21 protein-coding genes and 1 pseudogene are annotated in these 20,961 nt (G+C 61.8%); 10 read left to right on the top strand and 12 right to left on the bottom strand.

Annotated elements, in window-relative coordinates; genetic code table 11:
• Positions 1-16 precede the first annotated feature (16 nt).
• Positions 17-793, bottom strand: a complete 777-nt coding sequence (locus tag ACI2JX_RS14325) for a ferredoxin--NADP reductase (protein ID WP_264234684.1) — start codon at positions 791-793, stop codon at positions 17-19.
• A 205-nt stretch (positions 794-998) separates the two neighbouring features.
• On the opposite strand from ACI2JX_RS14325, the gene ACI2JX_RS14320 reads away from it, so the two are divergent.
• Positions 999-1,703 carry an autoinducer binding domain-containing protein gene (locus ACI2JX_RS14320; protein ID WP_404690333.1) on the top strand — a complete coding sequence of 235 codons (705 nt, stop codon included), beginning with the start codon at positions 999-1,001 and terminating at the stop codon, positions 1,701-1,703.
• Positions 1,704-1,801: 98 nt separating this feature from the next.
• Complete coding sequence (locus ACI2JX_RS14315) at positions 1,802-2,926, top strand: methyltransferase (protein ID WP_404690332.1); 1,125 nt, start codon at positions 1,802-1,804, stop codon at positions 2,924-2,926.
• A 43-nt stretch (positions 2,927-2,969) separates the two neighbouring features.
• Here ACI2JX_RS14315 and ACI2JX_RS14310 read toward each other — a convergent pair whose 3' ends face one another.
• The 3 genes from ACI2JX_RS14310 to ACI2JX_RS14300 are packed head-to-tail and all read right to left on the bottom strand — an operon-like array spanning position 2,970 to position 5,592.
• Positions 2,970-3,125 carry a DUF2474 domain-containing protein gene (locus ACI2JX_RS14310; RefSeq protein ID WP_264234681.1) on the bottom strand — a complete coding sequence of 52 codons (156 nt, stop codon included), beginning with the start codon at positions 3,123-3,125 and terminating at the stop codon, positions 2,970-2,972.
• A gap of 13 nt (positions 3,126-3,138) precedes the next feature.
• On the bottom strand, positions 3,139-4,146 hold the full coding sequence (gene cydB / locus ACI2JX_RS14305; protein ID WP_264234680.1) for a cytochrome d ubiquinol oxidase subunit II: 1,008 nt from the start codon (positions 4,144-4,146) through the stop codon (positions 3,139-3,141).
• 3 nt (positions 4,147-4,149) lie between these two features.
• Entirely contained in the window at positions 4,150-5,592 is a 1,443-nt protein-coding gene (locus tag ACI2JX_RS14300) for a cytochrome ubiquinol oxidase subunit I (RefSeq protein WP_392465240.1), read from the bottom strand.
• Between the two features lie 421 nt (positions 5,593-6,013).
• On the opposite strand from ACI2JX_RS14300, the gene ACI2JX_RS14295 reads away from it, so the two are divergent.
• The 3 genes from ACI2JX_RS14295 to trmA all read left to right on the top strand — a co-directional run bounded on the left by ACI2JX_RS14295 (position 6,014) and on the right by trmA (position 9,825).
• On the top strand, positions 6,014-7,234 hold the full coding sequence (locus ACI2JX_RS14295; RefSeq protein ID WP_368972150.1) for an MFS transporter: 1,221 nt from the start codon (positions 6,014-6,016) through the stop codon (positions 7,232-7,234).
• 213 nt (positions 7,235-7,447) lie between these two features.
• Positions 7,448-8,743, top strand: a complete 1,296-nt coding sequence (locus ACI2JX_RS14290) for an NCS2 family permease (RefSeq protein ID WP_186554263.1) — start codon at positions 7,448-7,450, stop codon at positions 8,741-8,743.
• A complete protein-coding gene (gene trmA, locus ACI2JX_RS14285) occupies positions 8,740-9,825 on the top strand; it encodes a tRNA (uridine(54)-C5)-methyltransferase TrmA (RefSeq protein ID WP_404690331.1) in 1,086 nt (361 codons plus the stop codon). Before ACI2JX_RS14290 ends, trmA begins: the two co-directional genes overlap by 4 nt.
• A gap of 176 nt (positions 9,826-10,001) precedes the next feature.
• On the opposite strand, the gene pcaG is transcribed toward trmA, so the two are convergent.
• Positions 10,002-10,607 carry a protocatechuate 3,4-dioxygenase subunit alpha gene (pcaG, locus tag ACI2JX_RS14280; RefSeq protein WP_264234676.1) on the bottom strand — a complete coding sequence of 202 codons (606 nt, stop codon included), beginning with the start codon at positions 10,605-10,607 and terminating at the stop codon, positions 10,002-10,004.
• 11 nt (positions 10,608-10,618) lie between these two features.
• Complete coding sequence (gene pcaH, locus ACI2JX_RS14275) at positions 10,619-11,338, bottom strand: protocatechuate 3,4-dioxygenase subunit beta (protein WP_404690330.1); 720 nt, start codon at positions 11,336-11,338, stop codon at positions 10,619-10,621.
• Between the two features lie 197 nt (positions 11,339-11,535).
• Here pcaH and ACI2JX_RS14270 point away from each other — a divergent pair, with 197 nt between their 5' ends.
• From ACI2JX_RS14270 to ACI2JX_RS14260, 3 genes and pseudogenes are all read left to right on the top strand, one after another.
• Positions 11,536-12,426: a neutral zinc metallopeptidase gene (locus ACI2JX_RS14270; RefSeq protein ID WP_404690329.1), complete on the top strand. Its 891-nt coding sequence runs from the start codon at positions 11,536-11,538 to the stop codon at positions 12,424-12,426.
• A 203-nt stretch (positions 12,427-12,629) separates the two neighbouring features.
• Positions 12,630-13,694: pseudogene (locus tag ACI2JX_RS14265) on the top strand (methyl-accepting chemotaxis protein); the annotation flags it as partial.
• Positions 13,686-14,549 (top strand): methyl-accepting chemotaxis protein, encoded by an 864-nt coding sequence (locus ACI2JX_RS14260; RefSeq protein WP_372353301.1) that lies wholly within the window; start codon positions 13,686-13,688, stop codon positions 14,547-14,549. The pseudogene ACI2JX_RS14265 and the gene ACI2JX_RS14260, both read left to right, overlap by 9 nt.
• A gap of 99 nt (positions 14,550-14,648) precedes the next feature.
• Here the strand turns inward: ACI2JX_RS14260 and ggt are convergent, their stop codons facing one another.
• The 3 genes from ggt to ACI2JX_RS14245 all read right to left on the bottom strand — a co-directional run bounded on the left by ggt (position 14,649) and on the right by ACI2JX_RS14245 (position 18,039).
• Positions 14,649-16,316: a gamma-glutamyltransferase gene (gene ggt / locus ACI2JX_RS14255; RefSeq protein ID WP_404690328.1), complete on the bottom strand. Its 1,668-nt coding sequence runs from the start codon at positions 16,314-16,316 to the stop codon at positions 14,649-14,651.
• Positions 16,317-16,445: 129 nt separating this feature from the next.
• A complete protein-coding gene (locus ACI2JX_RS14250) occupies positions 16,446-17,348 on the bottom strand; it encodes a LysR family transcriptional regulator (RefSeq protein WP_404690327.1) in 903 nt (300 codons plus the stop codon).
• Positions 17,349-17,448: 100 nt separating this feature from the next.
• The gene (locus ACI2JX_RS14245) at positions 17,449-18,039 is read right to left on the bottom strand and encodes an NAD(P)H-dependent oxidoreductase (protein ID WP_404690326.1); all 591 of its coding nucleotides are present in this window, start codon (positions 18,037-18,039) and stop codon (positions 17,449-17,451) included.
• A 179-nt stretch (positions 18,040-18,218) separates the two neighbouring features.
• Here ACI2JX_RS14245 and ACI2JX_RS14240 point away from each other — a divergent pair, with 179 nt between their 5' ends.
• Positions 18,219-18,533, top strand: a complete 315-nt coding sequence (locus ACI2JX_RS14240) for a putative quinol monooxygenase (RefSeq protein ID WP_186554274.1) — start codon at positions 18,219-18,221, stop codon at positions 18,531-18,533.
• On the opposite strand, the gene ACI2JX_RS14235 is transcribed toward ACI2JX_RS14240, so the two are convergent.
• Positions 18,523-19,287 carry a sulfite exporter TauE/SafE family protein gene (locus ACI2JX_RS14235; protein WP_404690325.1) on the bottom strand — a complete coding sequence of 255 codons (765 nt, stop codon included), beginning with the start codon at positions 19,285-19,287 and terminating at the stop codon, positions 18,523-18,525. The two genes, ACI2JX_RS14240 and ACI2JX_RS14235, sit on opposite strands and share 11 nt — an antisense overlap.
• Before the next feature lie 77 nt (positions 19,288-19,364).
• Here ACI2JX_RS14235 and ACI2JX_RS14230 point away from each other — a divergent pair, with 77 nt between their 5' ends.
• Positions 19,365-20,249 (top strand): LysR family transcriptional regulator, encoded by an 885-nt coding sequence (locus ACI2JX_RS14230; protein ID WP_404690324.1) that lies wholly within the window; start codon positions 19,365-19,367, stop codon positions 20,247-20,249.
• A 22-nt stretch (positions 20,250-20,271) separates the two neighbouring features.
• Here ACI2JX_RS14230 and ACI2JX_RS14225 read toward each other — a convergent pair whose 3' ends face one another.
• Complete coding sequence (locus ACI2JX_RS14225) at positions 20,272-20,679, bottom strand: type II toxin-antitoxin system HicB family antitoxin (RefSeq protein WP_186554277.1); 408 nt, start codon at positions 20,677-20,679, stop codon at positions 20,272-20,274.
• Between the two features lie 46 nt (positions 20,680-20,725).
• A complete protein-coding gene (locus ACI2JX_RS14220) occupies positions 20,726-20,908 on the bottom strand; it encodes a type II toxin-antitoxin system HicA family toxin (RefSeq protein WP_186554278.1) in 183 nt (60 codons plus the stop codon).
• Between the last annotated feature and the right edge of the window lie 53 nt (positions 20,909-20,961).

The following is a 20,961-nucleotide window of genomic DNA, read 5'->3' as shown; positions in this document are numbered from 1 at the left end:
GGCTTGTAGCTGATTCTCACCAGTAGTTTTCTACCGCCACTTGTCCCGGCCGCTTGCTCAAGCTCAGTTGCAGATCGCGCGCCTTGAGTACCTTGCGCGTGTCATCGATCATCTGCGGGTTGCCGCAGAGCATGACGCGCGAATGCTCAGGCGAAAACTCAAGCCCTGCCGCCCGCTCCAATTCGCCATTTTCGATCAGCGTGGTAATGCGCGCATTCAATGCCCCAGGGTGCTGCTCGCGGGTTACCACCGGAATGAACTGCAACTTGCCAGCGAACTCAGCCAGGTAGTCACGCTGCTCCAGGCCAGCGATCTCCTCTAGATAAGCCAGCTCATTGGCTTCTCGTACCGAATACACCAGCTTGATGTTGTCAAAACGTTCCCAGGCCTCGAAGTCCTGCAGGATCGACATGAACGGTGCAATGCCGGTACCGGTCGCCAGCAGCCATAGATCGCGACCGCCAATGAAGCGATCAAGCGTTAGAAAACCAAACGCCTGACGGTCGATCAACAGCGTATCGCCTTTGCCCAGACGGCTCAGCTCGCTGGTGAACTCGCCTCCTGGGACTACAATCGAGAAAAAATCCAAATGCTCATCATGCGGCGCGCTAACCATCGAATAGGCCCGCCAAACCACGCTGCCGTCGGCCTTGGTCACACCCAGCCGGGCGAACTGGCCGGAGCGAAAGCGAAAGCCTGCGTCGCGGGTGACTCGCAAGGAGAACAAGCTGGGCGTCAGCGGTTGCACGTCGAGCAAGGTCTGGCGAGTAAATTTGTCGGCGCTGGCGGTCATGACGGGCTCCATAAATCAAGTGTGCACAGTTTCGCCCAAAGCGGCGGCGATGAACACCGACGGTTTGCAGGGGCAAGCCAAACGGAGTGTCATACATGGCTTAGGGGGCTATAGCGAAAAAATCCCAACGCAATGCTAGGTCTTTTCCTACAATGTGCCGGGTGGTAGTGGAGTTGAATCCAGGGAGCTATCAGGGAGCGTTTCAATGTCGCAATGGAACCCGGAGCAGCTGCAACAGCTGCAGGATGAGCGCGACCCGCAGCAGTTGTTCAAGCGTGCGTTGGCGTTGGTACAGGATATGGGCATGCCCTACATGGGTTTGGCTTTGCATATCCATCTCGCCGCTAGCCGGCCGCAAATCATCCTGTACAACAACTTCCCAGCTGAATGGAACGCATTCTATACGCAAGCTGAGCTGATCAAGCAGGACCCTATCGTCAAGCGCTGTCATGAATCCACTCTCCCGGTGCTATGGGATGACGAGCTGTTTCGCGAAGTGCCCGCACTGCGCAGTACGGCGTGCTCCTATGGCTTGCGCCATGGCTGGAGCCAATCGGTGCACGACCAGCGGCATAATGAAACACAGTTGAGCGTAGCCAGGCCGCAGGGCAAGATCGACACCATTGAGTTCTATGACAAAAGCGCGCGTATCGTCTGGCTGTGCCATACCCTGCACGAGCGGCTCAGTGAGCACCACCTGGCTGCACTGGCACCGATCCCCAAACTCAGCGAACGCGAGTTGGAAGTGCTCAAGTGGTCCGCCGACGGCAAGACCGCGGCAGTGATTGCCCGGATCCTGTGGCTGTCGACCAGCACAGTGAACTTCCACATCCGCAGCGTGATCTCCAAGACCAACGCCTCCAACAAGGCCGGTGCCATTGCCATCGCCGCCAGCCGCGGACTGTTCTGACATCAGGCATCCCACCGCTTGGGCAAAGCCCTGTAGAATTGCGCGCTTCAAGCTCGTCGTGGTCTGCGCCGGGCAGATTCGCACCCGAGCCCCACGCCATGCCTTTGTTGACCAGCCCCTTTGCCGAACTTGACCTGATCCGCCAACCGGAACAGGTCAACGACCCCCTGCAAGCGTTCGACGCTGCCGATGAGTATCTGCTCGAGCACCTGGCCAGCCAGGCGCTGCCGACGGGTTGCCGGGTGCTGGTGCTCAACGACAGCTTCGGCGCCCTGGCGGCCAGCCTGTGCGCTGATGTGCAGGTGCTCAGCAGCGGTGATTCGCACTTGGCGCGGATGGCCCTGGAAAAGAACCTGGCGCGTAACGCCAAGCCCTTCGACGCCGTGCCTTTCGTGCCCGCCAACGCGTCCTGGCAAGGGCCGTTTGACCGAGTGCTGGTGCGGGTGCCGAAGACCCTGGCGCTGCTCGAGGAACAACTGATTCGCCTGCAAGGCCATCTGGCCCCAGGTGCGCAAGTGATCGCCACGGCCATGATCAAACACCTGCCGCGGGCAGCGGGCGACCTGATGGAAAAGTACATCGGCCCGGTACAGGCGTCGCTGGCGCAGAAAAAAGCCCGTTTGCTGACCGCCACCGTGGCCGAACGGCCACGGGCTAGCTCACCTTATCCCACGCGCTACCGCCTGGATACGCCAGCTCTGGAGCTGGTCAACCATGCCAACGTGTTCTGCCGCGAAGGCTTGGATATCGGCACCCGCGCGTTTCTTCCGCACCTGCCGCGTGATCTGGGCCAGGCTCGGGTAGCCGACCTTGGCTGTGGCAATGGCGTGCTGGCGATCGCCAGTGCCCTGGTTAATCCTGAGGCGCAGTACACGCTGGTCGACGAGTCGTACATGGCGGTGCAATCGGCGTTGGATAACTGGCAGGCGGCGTTGGGCGATCGGCCAGTAGAGGTGCGCGCAGCCGATGGTCTGGCTGGGCAGGAGAAGCAGTCGCTGGATGTGGTGCTGTGCAATCCGCCGTTCCACCAGCAGCAGGTGGTGGGCGACTTCCTTGCCTGGCGGATGTTCCAGCAGGCGCGCGATGCCTTGGTAGTGGGCGGCGCGCTGTACATCGTGGGTAACCGGCACCTGGGGTATCACAGCAAGCTGGCGCGGCTGTTCCGGGGGGTTGACCAGGTGGCGGCTACGCCAAAGTTCGTGATCCTCAAGGCCCGCAAGTAAACCCAAAGGTCTTGGGACCGCGTTGCGGTCCCAAAACCTGCATTCAGTGGGTACTCAACCCTGCCGCGGCCATGAACATCCGCATCAACCAGGCCACCACCCCGAGCGCCGCCACACTGCCCGCCCAGATCAGCACCAGCCAACCCAGCCGTTGCCACAGCGGCTTCTTCTGCTCCTCGATGCCATGTTTACCCGTCATCGTGCAGCCCTCCCTAGTGGTAGCCATCTTCGTGGGTCACCTTGCCGCGGAACACGTAGTAGCTCCAGAAGGTGTAACCCAGGATGAACGGCAGGATGAACAGCGTCCCCACCAACATGAAGCCCTGGCTCTGCGGCGGCGCGGCGGCCTCCCAGATCGAGATCGAGGGCGGAATGATGTTCGGCCACAAGCTAATGCCCAGCCCGCTGTAACCGAGGAAGATCAATACCAGGGTCAACAGGAATGGCGTGTAGTTGGCATTGCGCGCCACCGCCTTGAGCAGCCCATAGAAGGTCACCAGGACCAGGACGGGCACCGGCATGAACCAGATCAGGTTAGGCATGCTGAACCAGCGCTCGGCGATCTGTGGATAAGCCAGCGGTGTCCACAGGCTGACAATACCGATCACCACCAGCAGCACCAACGCCAGCGGCCGCGCCAGGTCATGCATCTGCTTTTGCAGCGGGCCTTCGGTTTTCATGATCAGCCAGGTGCAGCCAAGCAAGGTGTAGGCGACGATCAAACCCAGCCCGGAATACAAGCTGAATGGCGTCAGCCAATCCAGCGAGCCGCCGGCGTAATGGCGGTCGACCACCTTGAAGCCTTCGATGAACGCGCCTAGCGCGACGCCCTGGAAGAAGGTGGCCACCAACGAGCCGCCAATGAACGCCTTGTCCCACAGGTGCCGCTTGTCATCCTTGGCCTTGAAACGAAACTCGAAGGCCACACCACGGAAGATCAAGCCCACCAGCATCAGGATCAGCGGCAGGTACAACGCTTCCAGCACCACCGCATAAGCCATCGGGAAGGCGCCGAACAAGCCCGCGCCCCCCAGCACCAGCCAGGTTTCGTTGCCGTCCCATACCGGGGCGACGGTGTTCATCATCACATCGCGGTCACGCTCGGCCTTGACGAACGGGAAGAGCATGCCGATGCCCAGGTCGAAGCCGTCCATCACCACGTACATCATGACGCCGAAGATGATGATCACAGCCCAGATCAGCGGAAGATCGATACCCATGGCTCAGCTCTCCTTGTTCAGGCTGACGGCGTCGGTGTTGGCGTCGGCGCTATCGTCGGCGGCAGACAACGGCCGCGCGGGTGTGCGTTGCTGGCCAGGACCGCCCGGTGGCTGCGCATCGCCCTCGCCGGTGTGCGGGCCTTTGCGCACCAGGCGCATCATGTAGCCAAGGCCGGTACCGAACAGGGCGAAGTAGACCACCACGAAGATCACCAGGGTCACACCGAGCTGGGTGTAGCTATGGTTGGACACTCCTTCTGAGGTGCGCATCAATCCATAGACTACCCACGGCTGACGGCCAATCTCGGTGGTGAACCAACCGGCCAGGATGGCAATCAGCCCGGACGGCCCCATCCACAGGGTCAGGTAGAGGAAGGGTTTGCTGCTGTACAAGGTGCCGCGTTTACGCAGCCACAAGCTCCACAGGCCGACGAAGATCATCAGCAAGCCCAAGCCCACCATGACCCGGAACGACCAGAACACAATGGTCGAATTGGGTCGATCTTCGGCTGGGAACTCTTTCATTGCCGGCACTTGCTTATCCAGGCTGTGGGTCAGGATCAGACTGCCCAGGGCCGGAATTTCGATCTTGTAGCGGGTCGTTTCAGCCTGCATGTCGGGGATACCGAACAGGATCAACGGCGTAGGCTCACCGGGGACGTTCTCCCAATGTCCTTCAATCGCGGCGATCTTCACCGGCTGGTGCTTCAAGGTGTTCAAACCATGGAAGTCGCCAATCACCGCCTGGATCGGCGCGACGATCAGCGCCATCCACATGGCCATCGAGAGCATCTTGCGCACCGCCGGGTTGTCACGCCCGCGCAGCAAGTGCCAGGCCGCCGAGGCGCCGACGAAGAACGCGGTGGCGACAAAGGCCGCGGTGGCCATGTGCATCAGTCGATAGGGGAACGAGGGGTTGAAGATCACTGCCAGCCAGTCCACCGGCACCACGCGACCGTCGATGATTTCGTGGCCTTGCGGGGTCTGCATCCAGCTGTTCGAGGCCAGGATCCAGAAGGTCGAAACCAAGGTGCCCAGGGCCACCATCACTGTCGAGAAAAAGTGCAGCCCCCGGCCGACGCGGTTCCAGCCGAACAGCATGACACCGAGGAAACCGGCCTCGAGGAAGAACGCGGTGAGCACTTCATAGGTCAGCAACGGTCCGGTAACAGCCCCGGCGAAGTCAGAGAAGCGGCTCCAGTTGGTGCCGAACTGATAGGCCATGACCAAGCCGGAGACCACCCCCATGCCGAAGTTGACGGCAAAGATCTTCGACCAGAAGTGATAGAGGTCGCGGTAGACCTGCTCGTGGGTTCTCAGCCAAAGGCCTTCGAGAACCGCCAGGTAGCTCGCCAGGCCAATGGTGATGGCTGGGAACAAGATGTGAAAGGACACGGTAAAGGCAAACTGGATTCGGGCGAGCTCTAGGGCTTCTAATCCGAACATGGTGCTTCCTCTTCAGATAATCCGGCGTCCGGGCTCATGGCCCTGTCGCCCACTGCCCCCACGGTTATCGAGTGCGGCGCGTTGGAATTGTTCTGTTCGATCGCAGGGATTGAGGCCTGATGGCCAAATCGTTGCTTCTGGAACGATTGATCCAGGTCAACGGTTGACAGTGAGCATAGCCCCGAATGGCCGCCATAGCCGTGCGGTTGAATGCCGCGTGACCCGTTGTCTCACCCGCCTTTCGTTGAATAGGCAAGGCAGCGCTTGAGAGCTGGGCTGATCATTTCTTCACGCTGAAGCCGTGACGCGATCAGATGTGCAGCTCAGCTCCCCTCCTCTCCTACCCAGCCCCAGCAACTATTTGTTACAAACAGATGTTACGCTCTGGCCCTCCCCTATCGCCGAGGCCACAGGTTTCCCGATGTCCGATTCTGCCCCGCTGTTGCTCCGTCAACACCGCCCCTTCCTCGCCTTCTGGTTGGCCCGCGTATTCACCGCCAGTGGCTTTCAGATGCTCACCGTGGCCATCGGCTGGCACCTCTATCAACTGACCGGCAACGTGCTCGATCTGGGTTTGGTCGGCCTGGTCGAGTTCGCCCCACGGGTGCTGTTCATGCTCCACACCGGCCATGTGGCGGACCGCTTCGATCGGCGCCGGGTCGCCGCCCTGTGCCAAAGCCTGCAAGCTCTGATTGCCCTGGCCCTGGTGGTGGGCAGCGCCACTGACAACGTCAGCCGCGAGATGATCTTCATCCTGGCCTTCCTGCTCGGCGCGACCCGCTCGTTCGAAATGCCAGCGACCCAGGCACTGCTGCCCAATGTCGTGCCACCGGGGCTGTTTCCACGGGCAGTAGCCGCCTCGGCCTCGGCGACCCAGGCAGCGACCATCGTCGCCCCGGCGGTTGGCGGCTTGCTGTACGCCTTCGGCAGCATCTGGGTATACGGCCCAACCGTGGCGTTGTATGCGATTGCCTGCCTGCTCACCCTGAGCCTCGACGCACGCCAACAGCTGCCTCAGCGTGGCCGCGCCAGCCTCGAGTCGCTGCTGGCCGGGATCCGTTTCATCCGCAGTCGCCCGGACATCCTCGGCGCCATCTCCCTGGACCTGTTCGCGGTACTGCTCGGCGGCGCTACCGCCCTGCTCCCGGTGTTCGCCAAGGACATCCTGCTCACCGGCCCATGGGGCCTGGGCCTGCTGCGCTCAGCGCCCGCGGTGGGGGCGCTGCTGATGTCGATCTGGCTGGCGCGCTTCCCGTTCGAGCGCAAGGTCGGCCGGACCATGTTCACCGCGGTCGGGGTGTTTGGCGTGGCGACCATTGCCTTTGGCTTGTCGACCTCGTTCTGGTTCTCGCTGGCGGTGCTGGTGGTACTAGGCGCGGCGGACATGATCAGCATGGTCATCCGCAGTTCGTTCGTACAGCTGGAGACGCCCGATGAGATGCGCGGGCGAGTGAGTGCGGTGAACGGGTTGTTCATCGGTGCCTCGAATCAGCTCGGCGAATTCGAATCTGGGGTGACAGCGCACTGGTTTGGCACAGTGCCAGCGGTGGTGCTCGGTGGGGTGGGCACATTGCTGGTGACCGGGGTGTGGATAAAACTGTTCCCGACCCTGGCCAATCGGGATCGGTTGCACAGTTCCTGATCAGCTCGCGCAAGCAACCCGTGAAGGCTTGGGAACAGGCTGCTCGTCCGGTCCGCCAGGTGACCTGCCAACGGCCATAGGCCCCCGCCATCCATGCTGGTATGATGCGCGGCTTTTTTCCGCCCCACATAAACCACGGCAGCCGGTACGGTCTGTGCTTTGCTGATGGGGTCGATATATTCACGGCGCCTGGGGGCGCCTTGGGGAGCGGGCATGCTGGAAAGGCTGTTTCAACTAAAAGCACACAACACCAATGTGCGCACCGAGATTCTCGCGGGCGTCACTACCTTCCTGGCCATGGCCTACATTCTGTTCGTCAACCCGAGCATCCTCGGCGAGACCGGCATGGACAAGGGTGCGATCTTCGTCGCCACCTGCCTGGCCGCAGCGATCGGCTCGGCCACCATGGGCCTGATCGCCAACTACCCGATCGCCCTGGCGCCGGGGATGGGCCTGAACGCCTTCTTCACCTACACCGTCGTGCTGCACATGGGCCATACCTGGCAAGTGGCGCTGGGTGCGGTATTCCTCTCGGCGGTGCTGTTCTTCCTGCTGTCGATCTTCCGCATCCGTGAGTGGATCGTGAACAGCATTCCGCTGCCGCTGCGCTCGGCGATCGCCGCCGGCATCGGCCTGTTCCTGGCACTGATCGCCCTGCATAACGCAGGCATCGTCGTCGATAACCCGGCTACCTTGGTGGGTCTGGGCGACCTGAAGAATCCGGCCCCCGTGCTGGCTACGCTGGGCTTCTTCCTGATCGTCGCCCTGGAAGCAATGAAAGTGCGCGGCGCGGTGCTGATCGGCATTCTCGCGGTCACCCTGGCCTCGATCCTGATGGGCGTGACGCCCTTTGCCGGCGTGGTGTCGATGCCGCCTTCGCTGGCCCCGACCTTCCTGCAACTGGACATCGCCGGCGCCCTCGATGTGGGCCTGATCAGCGTGATCTTCGCCTTCCTGTTCGTCGACCTGTTCGACAACTCCGGCACCCTGATTGCCGTCGCCAAGCGCGCCGGCCTGATGGGCAAGGACGGTCACATGCCGAAGATGGGCCGGGCCCTGATCGCCGACAGCACCGCGGCCATGGCCGGCTCGCTGCTCGGCACCTCGACCACCACCAGCTATATCGAGTCGGCTGCGGGCGTGAGCGCCGGTGGCCGTACTGGCCTGACCGCCATCGTCGTCGCGATCCTGTTCCTCCTGGCGTTGTTCTTCGCGCCCCTGGCTGGCAGCGTACCGGCCTTCGCCACTGCGCCGGCGCTGCTGTTCGTCGCCGTGCTGATGGCCTCGGGGCTGGCGGAAATAAACTGGGATGACGTCACCGAAGCCGCGCCAGTGATGGTCACTGCCCTGGCCATGCCGCTGACCTACTCGATCGCCAACGGCATCGCCTTCGGCTTCATTACCTGGACCGCCATCAAACTGCTCTCGGGCCGCCGCCACGAGCTCAACCCGGCATTGGTGATCCTCTCCATCCTGTTCGTCATCAAGCTGGGCTGGTTAAACGCATGAGTGCTGTCTTCGATCCATCGTCCTACGAAAGCCTGCTGACGCCCAAGGTCGAGCGCCTGCGAGAGTTGCTGGCGCCGTTCGATGCGCCAGAGCCTGCGGTGTTCGATTCGCCGCGCGAGCACTATCGCCTGCGTGCCGAGTTCCGCCTGTGGCGTGAGGAAGGCCAGCGCCACTACGCGATGTTCGCCCCAGGCGAAAAGCACAAGGCGATCCTGATCGACGACTTCCCGATTGCCAGTGAGCGCATCAACGCGCTGATGCCGCGCCTGAAAGCGGCCTGGCAGGCCAGCGAGGCGCTGAGCAATCGGCTGTTCCAGGTGGAGTTTCTGACCACCCTGGCAGGCGATGCGATGGTCACCCTGTGCTACCACCGTCCACTCGACGAGGCCTGGGAAACCGCTGCCCGCGTGCTTGCCGAACAACTCGGCGTCAGCCTGATCGGCCGTTCCAAGGGCAAGCGCCTGGTGATTGGCCGCGACTACGCTGTCGAGCAATTGCAAGTCGCTGGCCGCACCTTCAGCTACCGCCAACCCGAAGGCGCGTTCACCCAGCCTAACGGCGCCGTGAACCAGAAGATGCTCAACTGGGCCTTCGACGCCATGGGCGAGCGCGACGACGATCTGCTCGAGCTGTACTGCGGCAATGGCAACTTCACCCTGCCGCTGGCCACCCGCGCACGTAAGGTGCTGGCCACCGAGATCAGCAAGACCTCGGTCAACGCCGCACTGCATAACCTCGACGAGAACGGCGTGGACAACGTGCGCCTGGTGCGCCTATCAGCTGAAGAGCTGACCCAGGCGCTGAACGAGGTCCGCCCGTTCCGCCGCCTGGAAGGCATCGAGCTGCAAAGCTACGACTTCGGCACGGTGTTCGTCGACCCGCCACGCGCCGGCATGGACCCGGACACCTGCGAGCTGACCCGTCGCTTCGAACGTATCCTGTACATCTCTTGCAACCCGCAAACCTTGGCACAGAACATCGCCCAGTTGCACGATACCCACCGTATCGAACGCTGTGCGCTGTTCGACCAGTTCCCCTATACCCATCATATGGAAAGCGGGGTGTTGCTGGTTCGGCGCTGACCCGCAACCCGGCGAGGCCGCAATGGCCTCGCCGCGAACGCAGCAAAAACCCCGTCAAGCCAGCCTCTACTGGTTCGCGCCGTCATCGAGGACGGCGCGCTACCGGTAGGCGCTAGCTTGACGGGGCGCCGAACCGCTGTGCTAATAGCGCAGCGGCCCCTCTAAGCCAATGCGGATCAAAAATCGAAGAACACCGTCTCCCCTTCCCCCTGAATACGGATATCGAAGCGATACGCCGTCTTGCCATCAACCTCGCAGCGCTTGGCAATCAACGTCTCACGTCGCTGCGGCTGTTCGATCAGATTCAGCACCGGGCACTTGGCGTTAGCCTCGCCTTCGTCATCGAAATACAGCCGCGTATGCAACTGGATGTTGATCCCCCGGGCAAACAGACTGATGTTGATGTGCGGCGCCATCGGCACACCTGCGGCGTTGTTGACTACGCCCGGCTTGACCGTGTGCAGGGTCCAGTCGCCCGAGTCGAAGGTGGTGGCGGTTCGACCAAAGCTGTTGAAGGGGTTTTCCAGGTTGTACTCGTCCTGATACTGACCCTCGGCATCGGCCTGCCAGATCTCCAGGAACGAATCACGCACCAGATGACCGTTGCCGTCATACACCTGGCCGATCAACAGGATATGCTCGCCCGGCGCTTCAGGGCGGGCCAGGCGGTTCCAGATTTCCTCTGGGCGGATCGGGTTACCGGCCGCTTCAAGGGCAAGGCCGATGTGCACGTAGGGGCCGGCGGTCTGCGAGGGCGTTTCCGGCAGCAGTTCGATTGGCATGTCGGCGCTCCTCAGCGGTTTTCGAAGTGGGTCTGGCGCTGACCGCGCAGGACGATATCAAAGCGGTAGGCCAGGCAATCCATCGGGTTGGCGTTGCTCATGTCGAGCTTGGCGATCAACTGCTGCACCGCTGCCGGGTTGGCGATGGATTTGACGATCGGGCACATCGGGATCAGCGGGTCACCTTCGAAATACAGCTGGGTGATCAGCTTGGTCGAAATCGACGGGCCACTAACCGAAAAGTGAATGTGCGCCGGGCGCCAGTCATTCGGGCCGTTGCGCCATGGATACGGGCCGGGCTTGATGGTGCGGAAGCTGTAGTAGCCGTCGCTGTCGGTCAGGGTGCGACCAACGCCACCGAAGTTGGGGTCCAGCGGGGCCAGATAGCGATCGTTCTTGTGCCGATAGCGACCGCCAGCGTTGGCCTGCCATATTTCCACCAGGGTGTTGGGCACAGGCTTGCCATACTGGTCGATGACCCGGCCGGCAACGATGATGCGTTCGCCGATTGGCAGGCCACCGTTGTCGAAGTTCAGCAACAGGTCGTTGTCGTGTTGACCAAAGCGCAGATGAGAGAAGTCGGGACCGGTGGTCTCGCTGATCGACTGCGGGATGCTCACCAGCGCCTGGCGCGGGGAGCGGGCAATCGAGGTCTTGTAGTCAGGCGTTAAGGCTTTCGGGTGCCAGTTGCGATCACGGATCACGAAGCGGCTGGTGTCCTGGGCGGGCATGCCGTTTTCCTCTTATTGGACTTGTGCGAGCGCCTGTGCGTGGCAGGCGGACTTGCAGTTTCCGACAGGTCGCGGGGGATGAATATTGAATTCAACGGCCCATAACATAACCATTTGGTTATGACTGCAGCTTTAGCTGTCAGAGCGCCCTGCCCTGAACTAATCTTTAACCTCATGTTTCAAGCTGGAGCACACTCATGGAATGGCGAAAAGGCCGGCGTAGCGACAACGTAGTCGATGCCCGCGGCGAAGGCGGTGGCGGCGGTATGCGCTTTGGCGGCGGTAAAGGGCTTGGCCTCGGCGCCATCTTGCTGATCGTCGGTATCGGCTGGCTGACTGGACAAGACCCGTTGCAGATCCTCGGCCAGATCGCCGGACAGATGGACCAACAGCAAACCCAGACCGCCCCGGCTGGTGTGGATGGCAAGGCGCCGCCGGCCAATGACGAGCAGGCCGAGTTCGTCGCCTCGATCCTGGGCGACACCGAAGACACCTGGAAGGCGCTGTTTGCCCAGGCTGGCAAGCAGTACCGTGATCCCAAGCTGGTGCTGTTCAGCGGCCAGGTCAATTCTGCCTGCGGCTTCGCCTCGTCGGCAGTCGGGCCGTTCTACTGCCCGGGCGATCAGCGGGTATACCTGGACATGAGCTTCTTCCGCGAGATGGAAAACCGCTTTGCCGCAGCCGGTGATTTTGCCCAGGCCTATGTGATTGCCCATGAGATCGGCCACCACGTGCAGACCCTGCTGGGCGTCTCTTCGCAGGTACAAGCCGCGCGCCAGCGCGGACAGAAAATGGAGGGTGACAATGGCTTGCTGGTCCGCCAGGAGCTGCAAGCTGACTGCCTGGCGGGGGTGTGGGCCTACCAGGCGCAGAAACGCTTGAACTGGCTCGAGCCTGGTGACATCGAAGAGGCGCTGAACGCCGCCAATGCCATTGGCGATGACCGCCTGCAACAGCAGGGCCAAGGCCGGGTGGTGCCGGACTCCTTCACCCATGGCACCTCGGCGCAGCGTGTGCGCTGGTTCAAGACCGGTTTTGCCAATGGCGACGTGAACCGCTGCGATACCTTTACCGCGCGTAGCCTCTAACCCCTGCCTACCGCTTCGCGGGAAAACCCGCGAAGTTGCCTATGAAAACGCAAACGTTTTCATAGGGTTACAATTCTGCAGAAAAAGCGTTTCAGCTCCAGCCAATCTTGCCGATAACTCCTGCACGAATCAGCGGGCACTCAGGAAGAATAACGCCCAGCGATTCAGATCAAGTGAGCGAAATCATTTTCTGGAGAGCGTGCATGAACAGCTGGTTTGCCAACATCAGCGTCAACCTCAAACTCGGACTGGGCTTTGGCCTGGTCTTGCTGCTGACCGGCCTCTTGGCCCTGACGGGCTGGAACAGCCTGGGCAGCCTGATCGACCGCAGTAACTGGATGGGCGACATCGGTCAGCTCAATAAAGACCTGACCGACCTGCGGGTGGCGCGCCTGCAGTACATGATCGCCAACGGCGACGATACCGCTGCGGCCAACACCCAGGCCAAGCTGGATGCCTTCAGCACCCAGCAGCAGCGCCTGGCGACTACCTTCAAGAGCCCCGAGAACGTCAAGCTGCTCAATGAGCTGGGCGCGATCATCAGCGACTACAAGACCTCGCTGAGCAAGATGCGGGCTGGCTACAAGACCACCTTGGCCAACCGCGAGAACATGAACAAGGCGGCAAGCAAAGCCGATGAAATCCTTGAAAGCATCAGCCGTGACGTGCTCGCCCAAGGTGAAAACGACAGCGTGCGCTTTGCCCAGTACCAGGTCATCAGCAAAACCCGCCAGCAACTGGCCCAGGTGCGAGTAGACGTGCGCGGCTACATTGCCGACAGCGATGCCGCCAGCGAACAGGCTGCCCTGCGTCAGCTCGATGCGGCCCTGGTGGAAGTCGACAACCTCAAGCGCCAGCTGCCTAACGAAAGCACCCGCGTGCAACAGTTCGAAGACAGTGTGCAGGCCTACCGGACCGCTGTGCGCGAGTACCGCGACGCTGTCGCCGCGATCGCCGTGGCGCGTGCCGAAATGACTGTACAGGGTGCCGACATCGTCAAGCGCAGCGACGCGCTGTACAAGATTCAGATCGAGCGCCGCGACATCGAAAGCGCCCAAGCCCGCAGCATGCAGATCATCGCCACCTTGCTGGCGCTGCTGGTGGGTGTCTTGGCGGCAGTCATCATTACCCGGCAGATCACTCGCCCTCTGCGCGAGACCATGGCAGCCGTGGAGCGCATCGCCGGTGGCGACCTGACCCACGACCTGCGCGTCACCCGCCGTGACGAGCTGGGCGTGCTGCAACAGAGCATCGGCCGCATGGGCACCACGCTGCGCGAGCTGATCGGTGGTATTCGCGATGGCGTTACCCAGATTGCCAGCGCCGCTGAAGAGCTGTCGGCGGTGACCGAGCAGACCAGCGCCGGCGCCAACAGCCAGAAAGTCGAAACCGACCAGGTAGCGACCGCCATGCATGAAATGGCCGCGACCGTGCAGGAAGTGGCACGCAACGCCGAGCAAGCCTCGCACGCCGCCACCGGTGCCGACGACGAAGCGCGCGCGGGCGATCGGGTGGTGGGCGAAGCCATCAGCCAGATCGAACGCCTGGCCGAAGAAGTGCACCGCTCCACCGAAGCGATGAACCTGCTGCAGCAGGAAAGCCAGAAGATCGGCAGCGTCATGGACGTGATCAAGTCGGTCGCCGAACAGACCAACCTGCTCGCCCTCAACGCGGCCATCGAGGCAGCACGCGCGGGTGAGGCGGGTCGTGGTTTTGCCGTGGTCGCCGACGAAGTGCGCGGCCTGGCGCAGCGCACCCAGAAGTCTACCGAAGAGATCGAGGAGCTGGTCGCCAGCCTGCAGAACGGCACCCAGCAGGTGGCCAATGCCATGCTCGGCAGCCGCAACCTGACTGAAAGCAGTGTCGAGTTGGCGCGCAAAGCCGGTGGTTCGTTGGAGAACATCACCCGCACGGTGTCGAACATCCAGTCGATGAACCAACAGATCGCCGCCGCTGCCGAGCAGCAGAGCGCCGTGGCTGAAGAGATCAGCCGCAGCATTCTCAACGTGCGCGATGTGTCGGAACAGACCGCTTCGGCCAGTGATGAAACCGCGGCCTCCAGCGTTGAGCTGGCGCGTCTGGGCGGTCACTTGCAGATGCTGGTCAGCCAGTTCCGCGTCTGACGTCGAACGCATCGCGGGACAAGCCCACACCTACAGGGTTCGAGTAACCCTGTAGGTGTGGGCTTGTCCCGCGATAGCGTCAGCCCTGCCTAAAGGGCTCTATTTGACCACTCGACCCTCGCCGCGCCCACGCGGATCCGAAGCGGTCTCGATCTTCTCGCCCGTCACCCGGATCGCCTGGATATCGCCCATTTCCCAGCCCTGATCCTCCAGCACATAGCCCATCTTCTTCAGCTCTTGCGCCACCGCACCGGTGAGCGGCGCGTAGCTGTCGAAGTAGATGGTGTCCTTGGGCAGCAACTGGTGATGCACGCGCTGCGCGGCCACGGCCTTGTCCAGCGGCATGTTGTAGTCATACAGGTTGTTCATCACCTGGAAGATCGAGGTAAAGATCCGCGATCCCCCCGGGGTGCCGATCACCAGGGTGACCTTGCCGTCGCGCGTCACCAGGCTTGGGCTCATCGACGACAGCATGCGTTTGCCCGGAGCGATCGCGTTGGCATCGCCGCCGACCACGCCAAAGGCATTGGCCGCTCCCGGCTTGGCGCTGAAGTCGTCCATCTCGTCATTGAGCAGGAAGCCTGCGCCCTTGACCACTACACCGCTGCCGTAGTCGAGGTTGAGGGTGTAGGTGTTGCTCACCGCGTTGCCCTGTTTATCGACGATCGAGAAGTGGGTGGTCTGGTGCGGCTCCAGCCCTGGACGCACCTTGTCGGTCGCCGATATGGCAGTGGGGTTGACCTGTTCGGCGCGCTTGGCCAGGTAGTCCGTGGCGATCAGCTTGTCCACTGGCACCTTGGTAAAAGCCGGATCGCCCAGGTAGTCGGCGCGGTCGGCGAAGACGCGCTTCTCGATCTCGGCCAGCAAGTGGATGTAGCGCGCCGAGTTCTGCTCCACGCCCTTGAAATCGGCGGCGCGGTTTTCCTTGATCCCCAGCAGCTGGGCCAGGGCTACGCCGCCAGAGCTTGGCGGCGGTGCGGTATAGACCACATTACCACGCCAGTCGATGGCCATTGGATCACGCCACAGCGCCTTGTAGTCCTTCAAATCGTCCTTGGTGATCAGGCCCTTGTCTGCCTGCATCTGCGCCACCAGCAGGTCGGCGGTCTTGCCTTGATAGAACTCGCTGACGCCCTTGTCGGCGATGCGTTCGAGGGTCTGCGCCAGTTCTGGCTGCTTGAACAGCTCGCCGACCTTCATGTTGCCGAAGTAGTCATTGAAGTTGGTCGCGGTCTTGAACATGCCCTGGGCATCGTCGCGGTACTGGTACTGCTTCTGGGCGATCTTGAAGCCGTTTTGGGCATAACCGATGGCGGGGGTGAGCAGTTCGCTCCACTTGAGCTTGCCGAACTTCTGATGCGCTTCCCACAGGCCCATCACCGTGCCGGGCACGCCGGCTGCGCGAGCACCGACCAGGCTGAGGTTTTCGATCACCTCGCCCTTGTCGTCCAGGTACATGTTGCGTGTGGCCGCCTTGGGCGCCACTTCGCGGTAGTCGAGGAAGTACGGTTTGCCATCGACGAACAGGGTCATGAAGCCACCGCCGCCGATGTTGCCGGCCTCGGGGTAGGTCACCGCCAAGGTGAAGGCCGTGGCTACCGCGGCATCCACGGCATTACCGCCTTTTTTCAGGATATCGGCGGCCACCTGTGCGCCATATTGATCGGGGGCAGCCACCGCGCCGCCTTCCAGGGTGACGGCGAAGGCCGACGAACAGCTCAGGATCGCGGCCCCGAGGGCCATGGACTGGAACATGACAAGACGCATGTGCGCTTCCTTGGTGTTGTTTTTGTTGATCAGTCATTAAGGCCGAAGCGTTTCGACTAAGCAAACAACCCAGGAGCATTACGACGCCAATCAGCCAAAACTGTCGCGTTCAGAACACTGCTTTTTCCATCACGGGGAGCAGGCGTACCCCGCCAGCTTGTGCTGGATGAAGTCGAGGAAGCACTGAATGCGCAGCGCCAGCTGGGTGTTGCGGTAGTACACCGCGTGGATTGGCTGGCGATAGCCGTTGTTGGCATCGCCCAGCAGCACCTGCAGGCGCCCGGCGCGGATGTCTTCATGGGTCATGAAGTGCGACAGGCTGACGATGCCCTCGCCGGATAGCGCCAGCTGGCGCAGGGTCTCTCCACTGGAGGCGATCAGGCTGGGGCGGATCGTCCAGCGATCGCCTTCGGCATGGCGCAGCGGCCATTGATTGAGCACCTCAGGCTGGCTGAAGCCAAGCAGGCAATGCTGGTGCAGATCCTCGACCTTGAGCGGCGTGCCATGGCGCTCGAGGTACGCCGGGCTTGCCAGGATCTGCATCGGGCTGCAGCCGAGCGAGCGTGCATGCAGGCTGGAGTCGGCCAGCTCGCCAATGCGAATGGCCACGTCGGTGCTTTGCTCCAGCAGGTCGATGATCAAATCGTCGGTATTCAACTCAAGCTCGATACCGGGGTACTGCTGACGGAACTCGCCGATCCACGGCACGATGGCATGCAGCATGAAAGGTGCTGCGGCATTGATGCGTAGCCGGCCCGAGGGGGTTTGCCGGTTCATCGACAGGCGCTCTTCCATCTCGTCCATCTGTTCGAGGATGGTCCGCGAGCGTTCAAGGAAGAAACGGCCCTCTTCGGTCAGGTCCATGCGCCGGGTGGTGCGATTGACCAAGGTGGTGCCAAGTTTGCCTTCCAGGCGCGACAGGGTGCGGCTGACCGCCGACGGGGTCTGGCCCATCTGCTCGGCGGCGGCGGAGATCGAACCACAATCGATGACGGTGACGAATACCTGGAGTTCTTCTGAACGGGTTTTCACTTGGCGGCCTGCACTTGAATGACGCGATGATAGATAGCCGGTTGAGCCTCCCCCTGCAAGCGATCTGAAGGCCCGTGCAGCCCCCTCAGCAATCAGCGCATCAGTTGGCCTTGCCGAACACCTTGGCCAGATGCGCCTCGTAGGCTGCCATGGTCGCCGGCACATCGGGACGTTTCATCACATCCACTGCCAGGAAGGTCGGCAGGCCGGTCATGCCGAGGAACTGGTTGGCCTTGTGGAACGGGAAGTACACCGCATCCACGCCCTTGCCTTCGAAGAAGTCGCTCGGATCGTCAAAAGCCTGCTGCGGGGCGTTCCAAGTGACCGAGAGCATGTACTGCTTGCCCTGGATCAGACCACCACTGCCGTACTTTTGCGAAGCATCGGAGCGGGTGCGGCCATCACTGGCGTACAGGCTGCCGTGACCTGCGGTGAACACCTCATCGATGTACTGCTTGACGGTAAACGGCGCGCCCATCCACCAGCCTGGCATCTGATAGATCACCACATCGGCCCACAGGTACTTCTCGACTTCTTCCTGGATGTCATAGCCGCCATCAATGAAGGTCTGCTTGACGTCATAACCGGCGCGGTCCAGGTAGGCCAGCGCCAGGTCGTGCAGGGTTTCGTTCAGACGGCCATCGGAATGGGCAAAGCGTTTACCGCCATTGAGCAGGAGAATCTTTTTCATGGTGGGCCTCTAAATGTGTCTGGCTCGATCTGGCGACCGAATGGGATGACGGCAGATTAGGGGCTCGCGAGCGGGGGAAACAGCAGGGGCGGAGCAAAATACATTTGCCTGCAATTCACAAATGGCACTCTGATTGTTGCTTTAAAATCGGCGTACCACTTCCTTCAGAGGCCCAACCCATGAGTGAGCAATACGCCTTTATCCTCAAAGCCAAGACCCGCCCAGAGAAGGCCGAAGCCTTCGAGCAACTGTTCCGTGGCTATGTCGAACCGAGCCGCCAGGAGCCTGGTTGCATCGAGTACCACATGCTGCGTGACCAGCAAGACCCGAGCTTGTTCGTGTTCTTCGAGGTATGGGCCGACAAGGCTGCGCTGGATGTGCACTCGGCGCTGCCGCACATGCAGCAGTTCTTCGCCCAGCGCATGGACTACCTGGAACGCGACTTCGATATCCAAATGATCGAAATGCTCAGCCCGTCGTCGGCTAGCCGTTAACCAGCAGATGCCCCCCCAGCACTGACAGGCCAATGAAAAAAAAGCGCCTGAATAGCTGGGCGCTGATCCGCTGGCGCAGCCACTGGCCAGCGAACATACCCAGCAAGGCGGGCGCCAGCATCACCAGCGAAGCGCCCAACGCCTGCCCACCCAGGGCATCCTGACCGCTCAGGCCAACTGCCAGGGCGAGGGTCGAGACGCTGAACGACAGGCCCAGGGCCTGGATCATTTCTTCTCGCGACAAGCCCAGGCCTTGCAGATACGGCACTGCGGGCATGACGAAGACACCGGTGGCGGCCGTCAGCACACCGGTCAGCAGCCCACACAGTGGCCCCAGCCAGCGCTGCCGTGGCGCTGCGATGCGAAAGCCCGGCCCAACCAGGCCATACAGCGCATAAACCAGCAACGCCCCACCCAAGGCATGCGCCGCCCACGGCCCACTGTTTATGCCCAACCAGACACTGCCCAGCAGCGTGCCCAGCACGATCATCAGCAGCATGCCCGCCAGCCGCCGTGATAGCGCCCGCAGGTGCCCGCCGGTGGCCAACTGCCAGAGATTGGTCAGGGTCGACGGCACAATCAACAGCGCCGCAGCCTGCGCCGGTGGCATAGCCAGACCCAGCAGGCCCATGGCGACCGTTGGCAAGCCAAGGCCGATCACGCCCTTCACCATACCAGCCAGCAGAAAAGTCACCAGCACCAACAGCGACAGTGCCGGGCCTATGTCGGTGTAGAACGTGAGTAATTTATCCATGGGCTGATACTGACGCCTCGGCCAATACCTGAGAATCTGCCATATACTCAGCCAGGCTCTTGCCAGGACAGAGGCACATGCATTTCGATCTGACTGACCTCAAGCTGTTCCAGCACACCTTGGAGTTCGGCAATATCACCGCTGGCGCGCAGCGCAGCCACCTGTCGCTGCCTGCGGCGAGTGCGCGCATTAGAGCGATGGAGGCGTCGCTCGGTATCGCCCTGCTCGAGCGCAACCGCCGTGGCGTGCAACCGACCCCAGCGGGCCAGGCCTTGTTCCAGCATGCGCGGCTGATCGCCCAGCAGGTCGACCGACTGCAGTACGACCTGGCGCAATACGCTCAAGGCCAGCAAGGCCAGGTGCGCCTGCTGTGCAATACCGCAGCGCTCACCGAGTACCTGCCCGAACTGCTTGCCGCCTACCTGGCGGACTACCCCGCTGTCAGTGTCGATGTCCAGGAGCTGCCTAGCCTGCGCATCGTCCAGGCGATCACTCAGGGTATGGCCGAGCTGGGTATCGTCTCCACCGCCGCGCCCTGCGCGCATCTGCAAACCCGCCCTTTTCGCGACGACCCGCTGGTGTTGATCATGCCGCTCGGGCATCCCCTGGCCGAGCAGCACGCCCCCAGCTTCAGCGACAGCCTCGCCCACGGCCATGTGGCCCTTGGCAGCCAAAGCGCGTTGGCCTTGCACCTGGAGGAGCAGGCCCTGCGTCAGGGCCTGCGCATGCAGGTACGCGTCCGCGCCGAGGGCTTCGACGGGGTCATTCGCATGGTCGCCGGGGGCGCAGGGGTGAGCGTGGTACCGCTGGCTTCGGTGCGCCGCTGGGAGGCCGTATTGCCACTTCGCTGGGTGGCGCTAGGCGAAGATTGGGCCAATCGCCGGTTGCAGCTGTGCGCGCGAGATTTCGCTGCCTTACCGGGGTTTGCCACAAAGCTGGTTGAACGCCTGGTGAAGCGGTAAGCAGCGTTGCAATCGTTGCAAATCAATGGGCCAGTGCCAGCTCGCGCAATGCGGCCGAAGCCAAAAAGCCAGACCGTGAAGCATAGCGATGATCACGTTTTACTTTCTCATCAATACGCTGCAAGAGGTTTTCCGGCAACGTGGCGTTAAACCGTACAGCCCTACCGAGATACGGTGTGACATCGAAATCCACTACCGCCCACACCCCGCCGGCATAATCTGGATTTGCGACATGTACATCGATTTCCTGCGCTTGCGGTAATGCCTCCCCATCGGCCACCAGCCCTTCAAAATGCAGTGCGAGGGCCTCCTGAACATTCTCCAGCGCTTGTGCAACGCTCGCACCCGCTGAAAAACAGCCAGGTACATCGGGCACGATCACACCGTAGTCCGACTCAACGTCTTTGTGCATCACAACCGGAAATTTCATTGCGCCTCTCCGTAAATTTTCGAGCCTGCAGACCTTGGACCTGCCCCTACTTCAAACCTGCTTGTTTCAAGATGCTGTGCACTGTGCCTTTGGGTAGCTCACTTTTAGGATGGGGAACCGTAACCCTGCCTCGCTTCACGGGGTGTCTGAATTGATGATGACTGCCCTTCACCTCGACCTGATACCACCCGTGCGCCTCAATAAGTTCGATCACATCCCTACTGCGCATTGATTCTTCCTTGGGCAGCTAGTGTGTATGGTACACACCTAAATTAACAAGAA

Source organism: Pseudomonas sp. NPDC088890, assembly GCF_044900155.1.
GTDB classification, from domain to species: Bacteria; Pseudomonadota; Gammaproteobacteria; order Pseudomonadales; family Pseudomonadaceae; genus Aquipseudomonas; species Aquipseudomonas urmiensis.
Note: the sequence above shows the minus strand (reverse complement) of the source record. Positions and strands in the feature narration are given on the sequence as shown.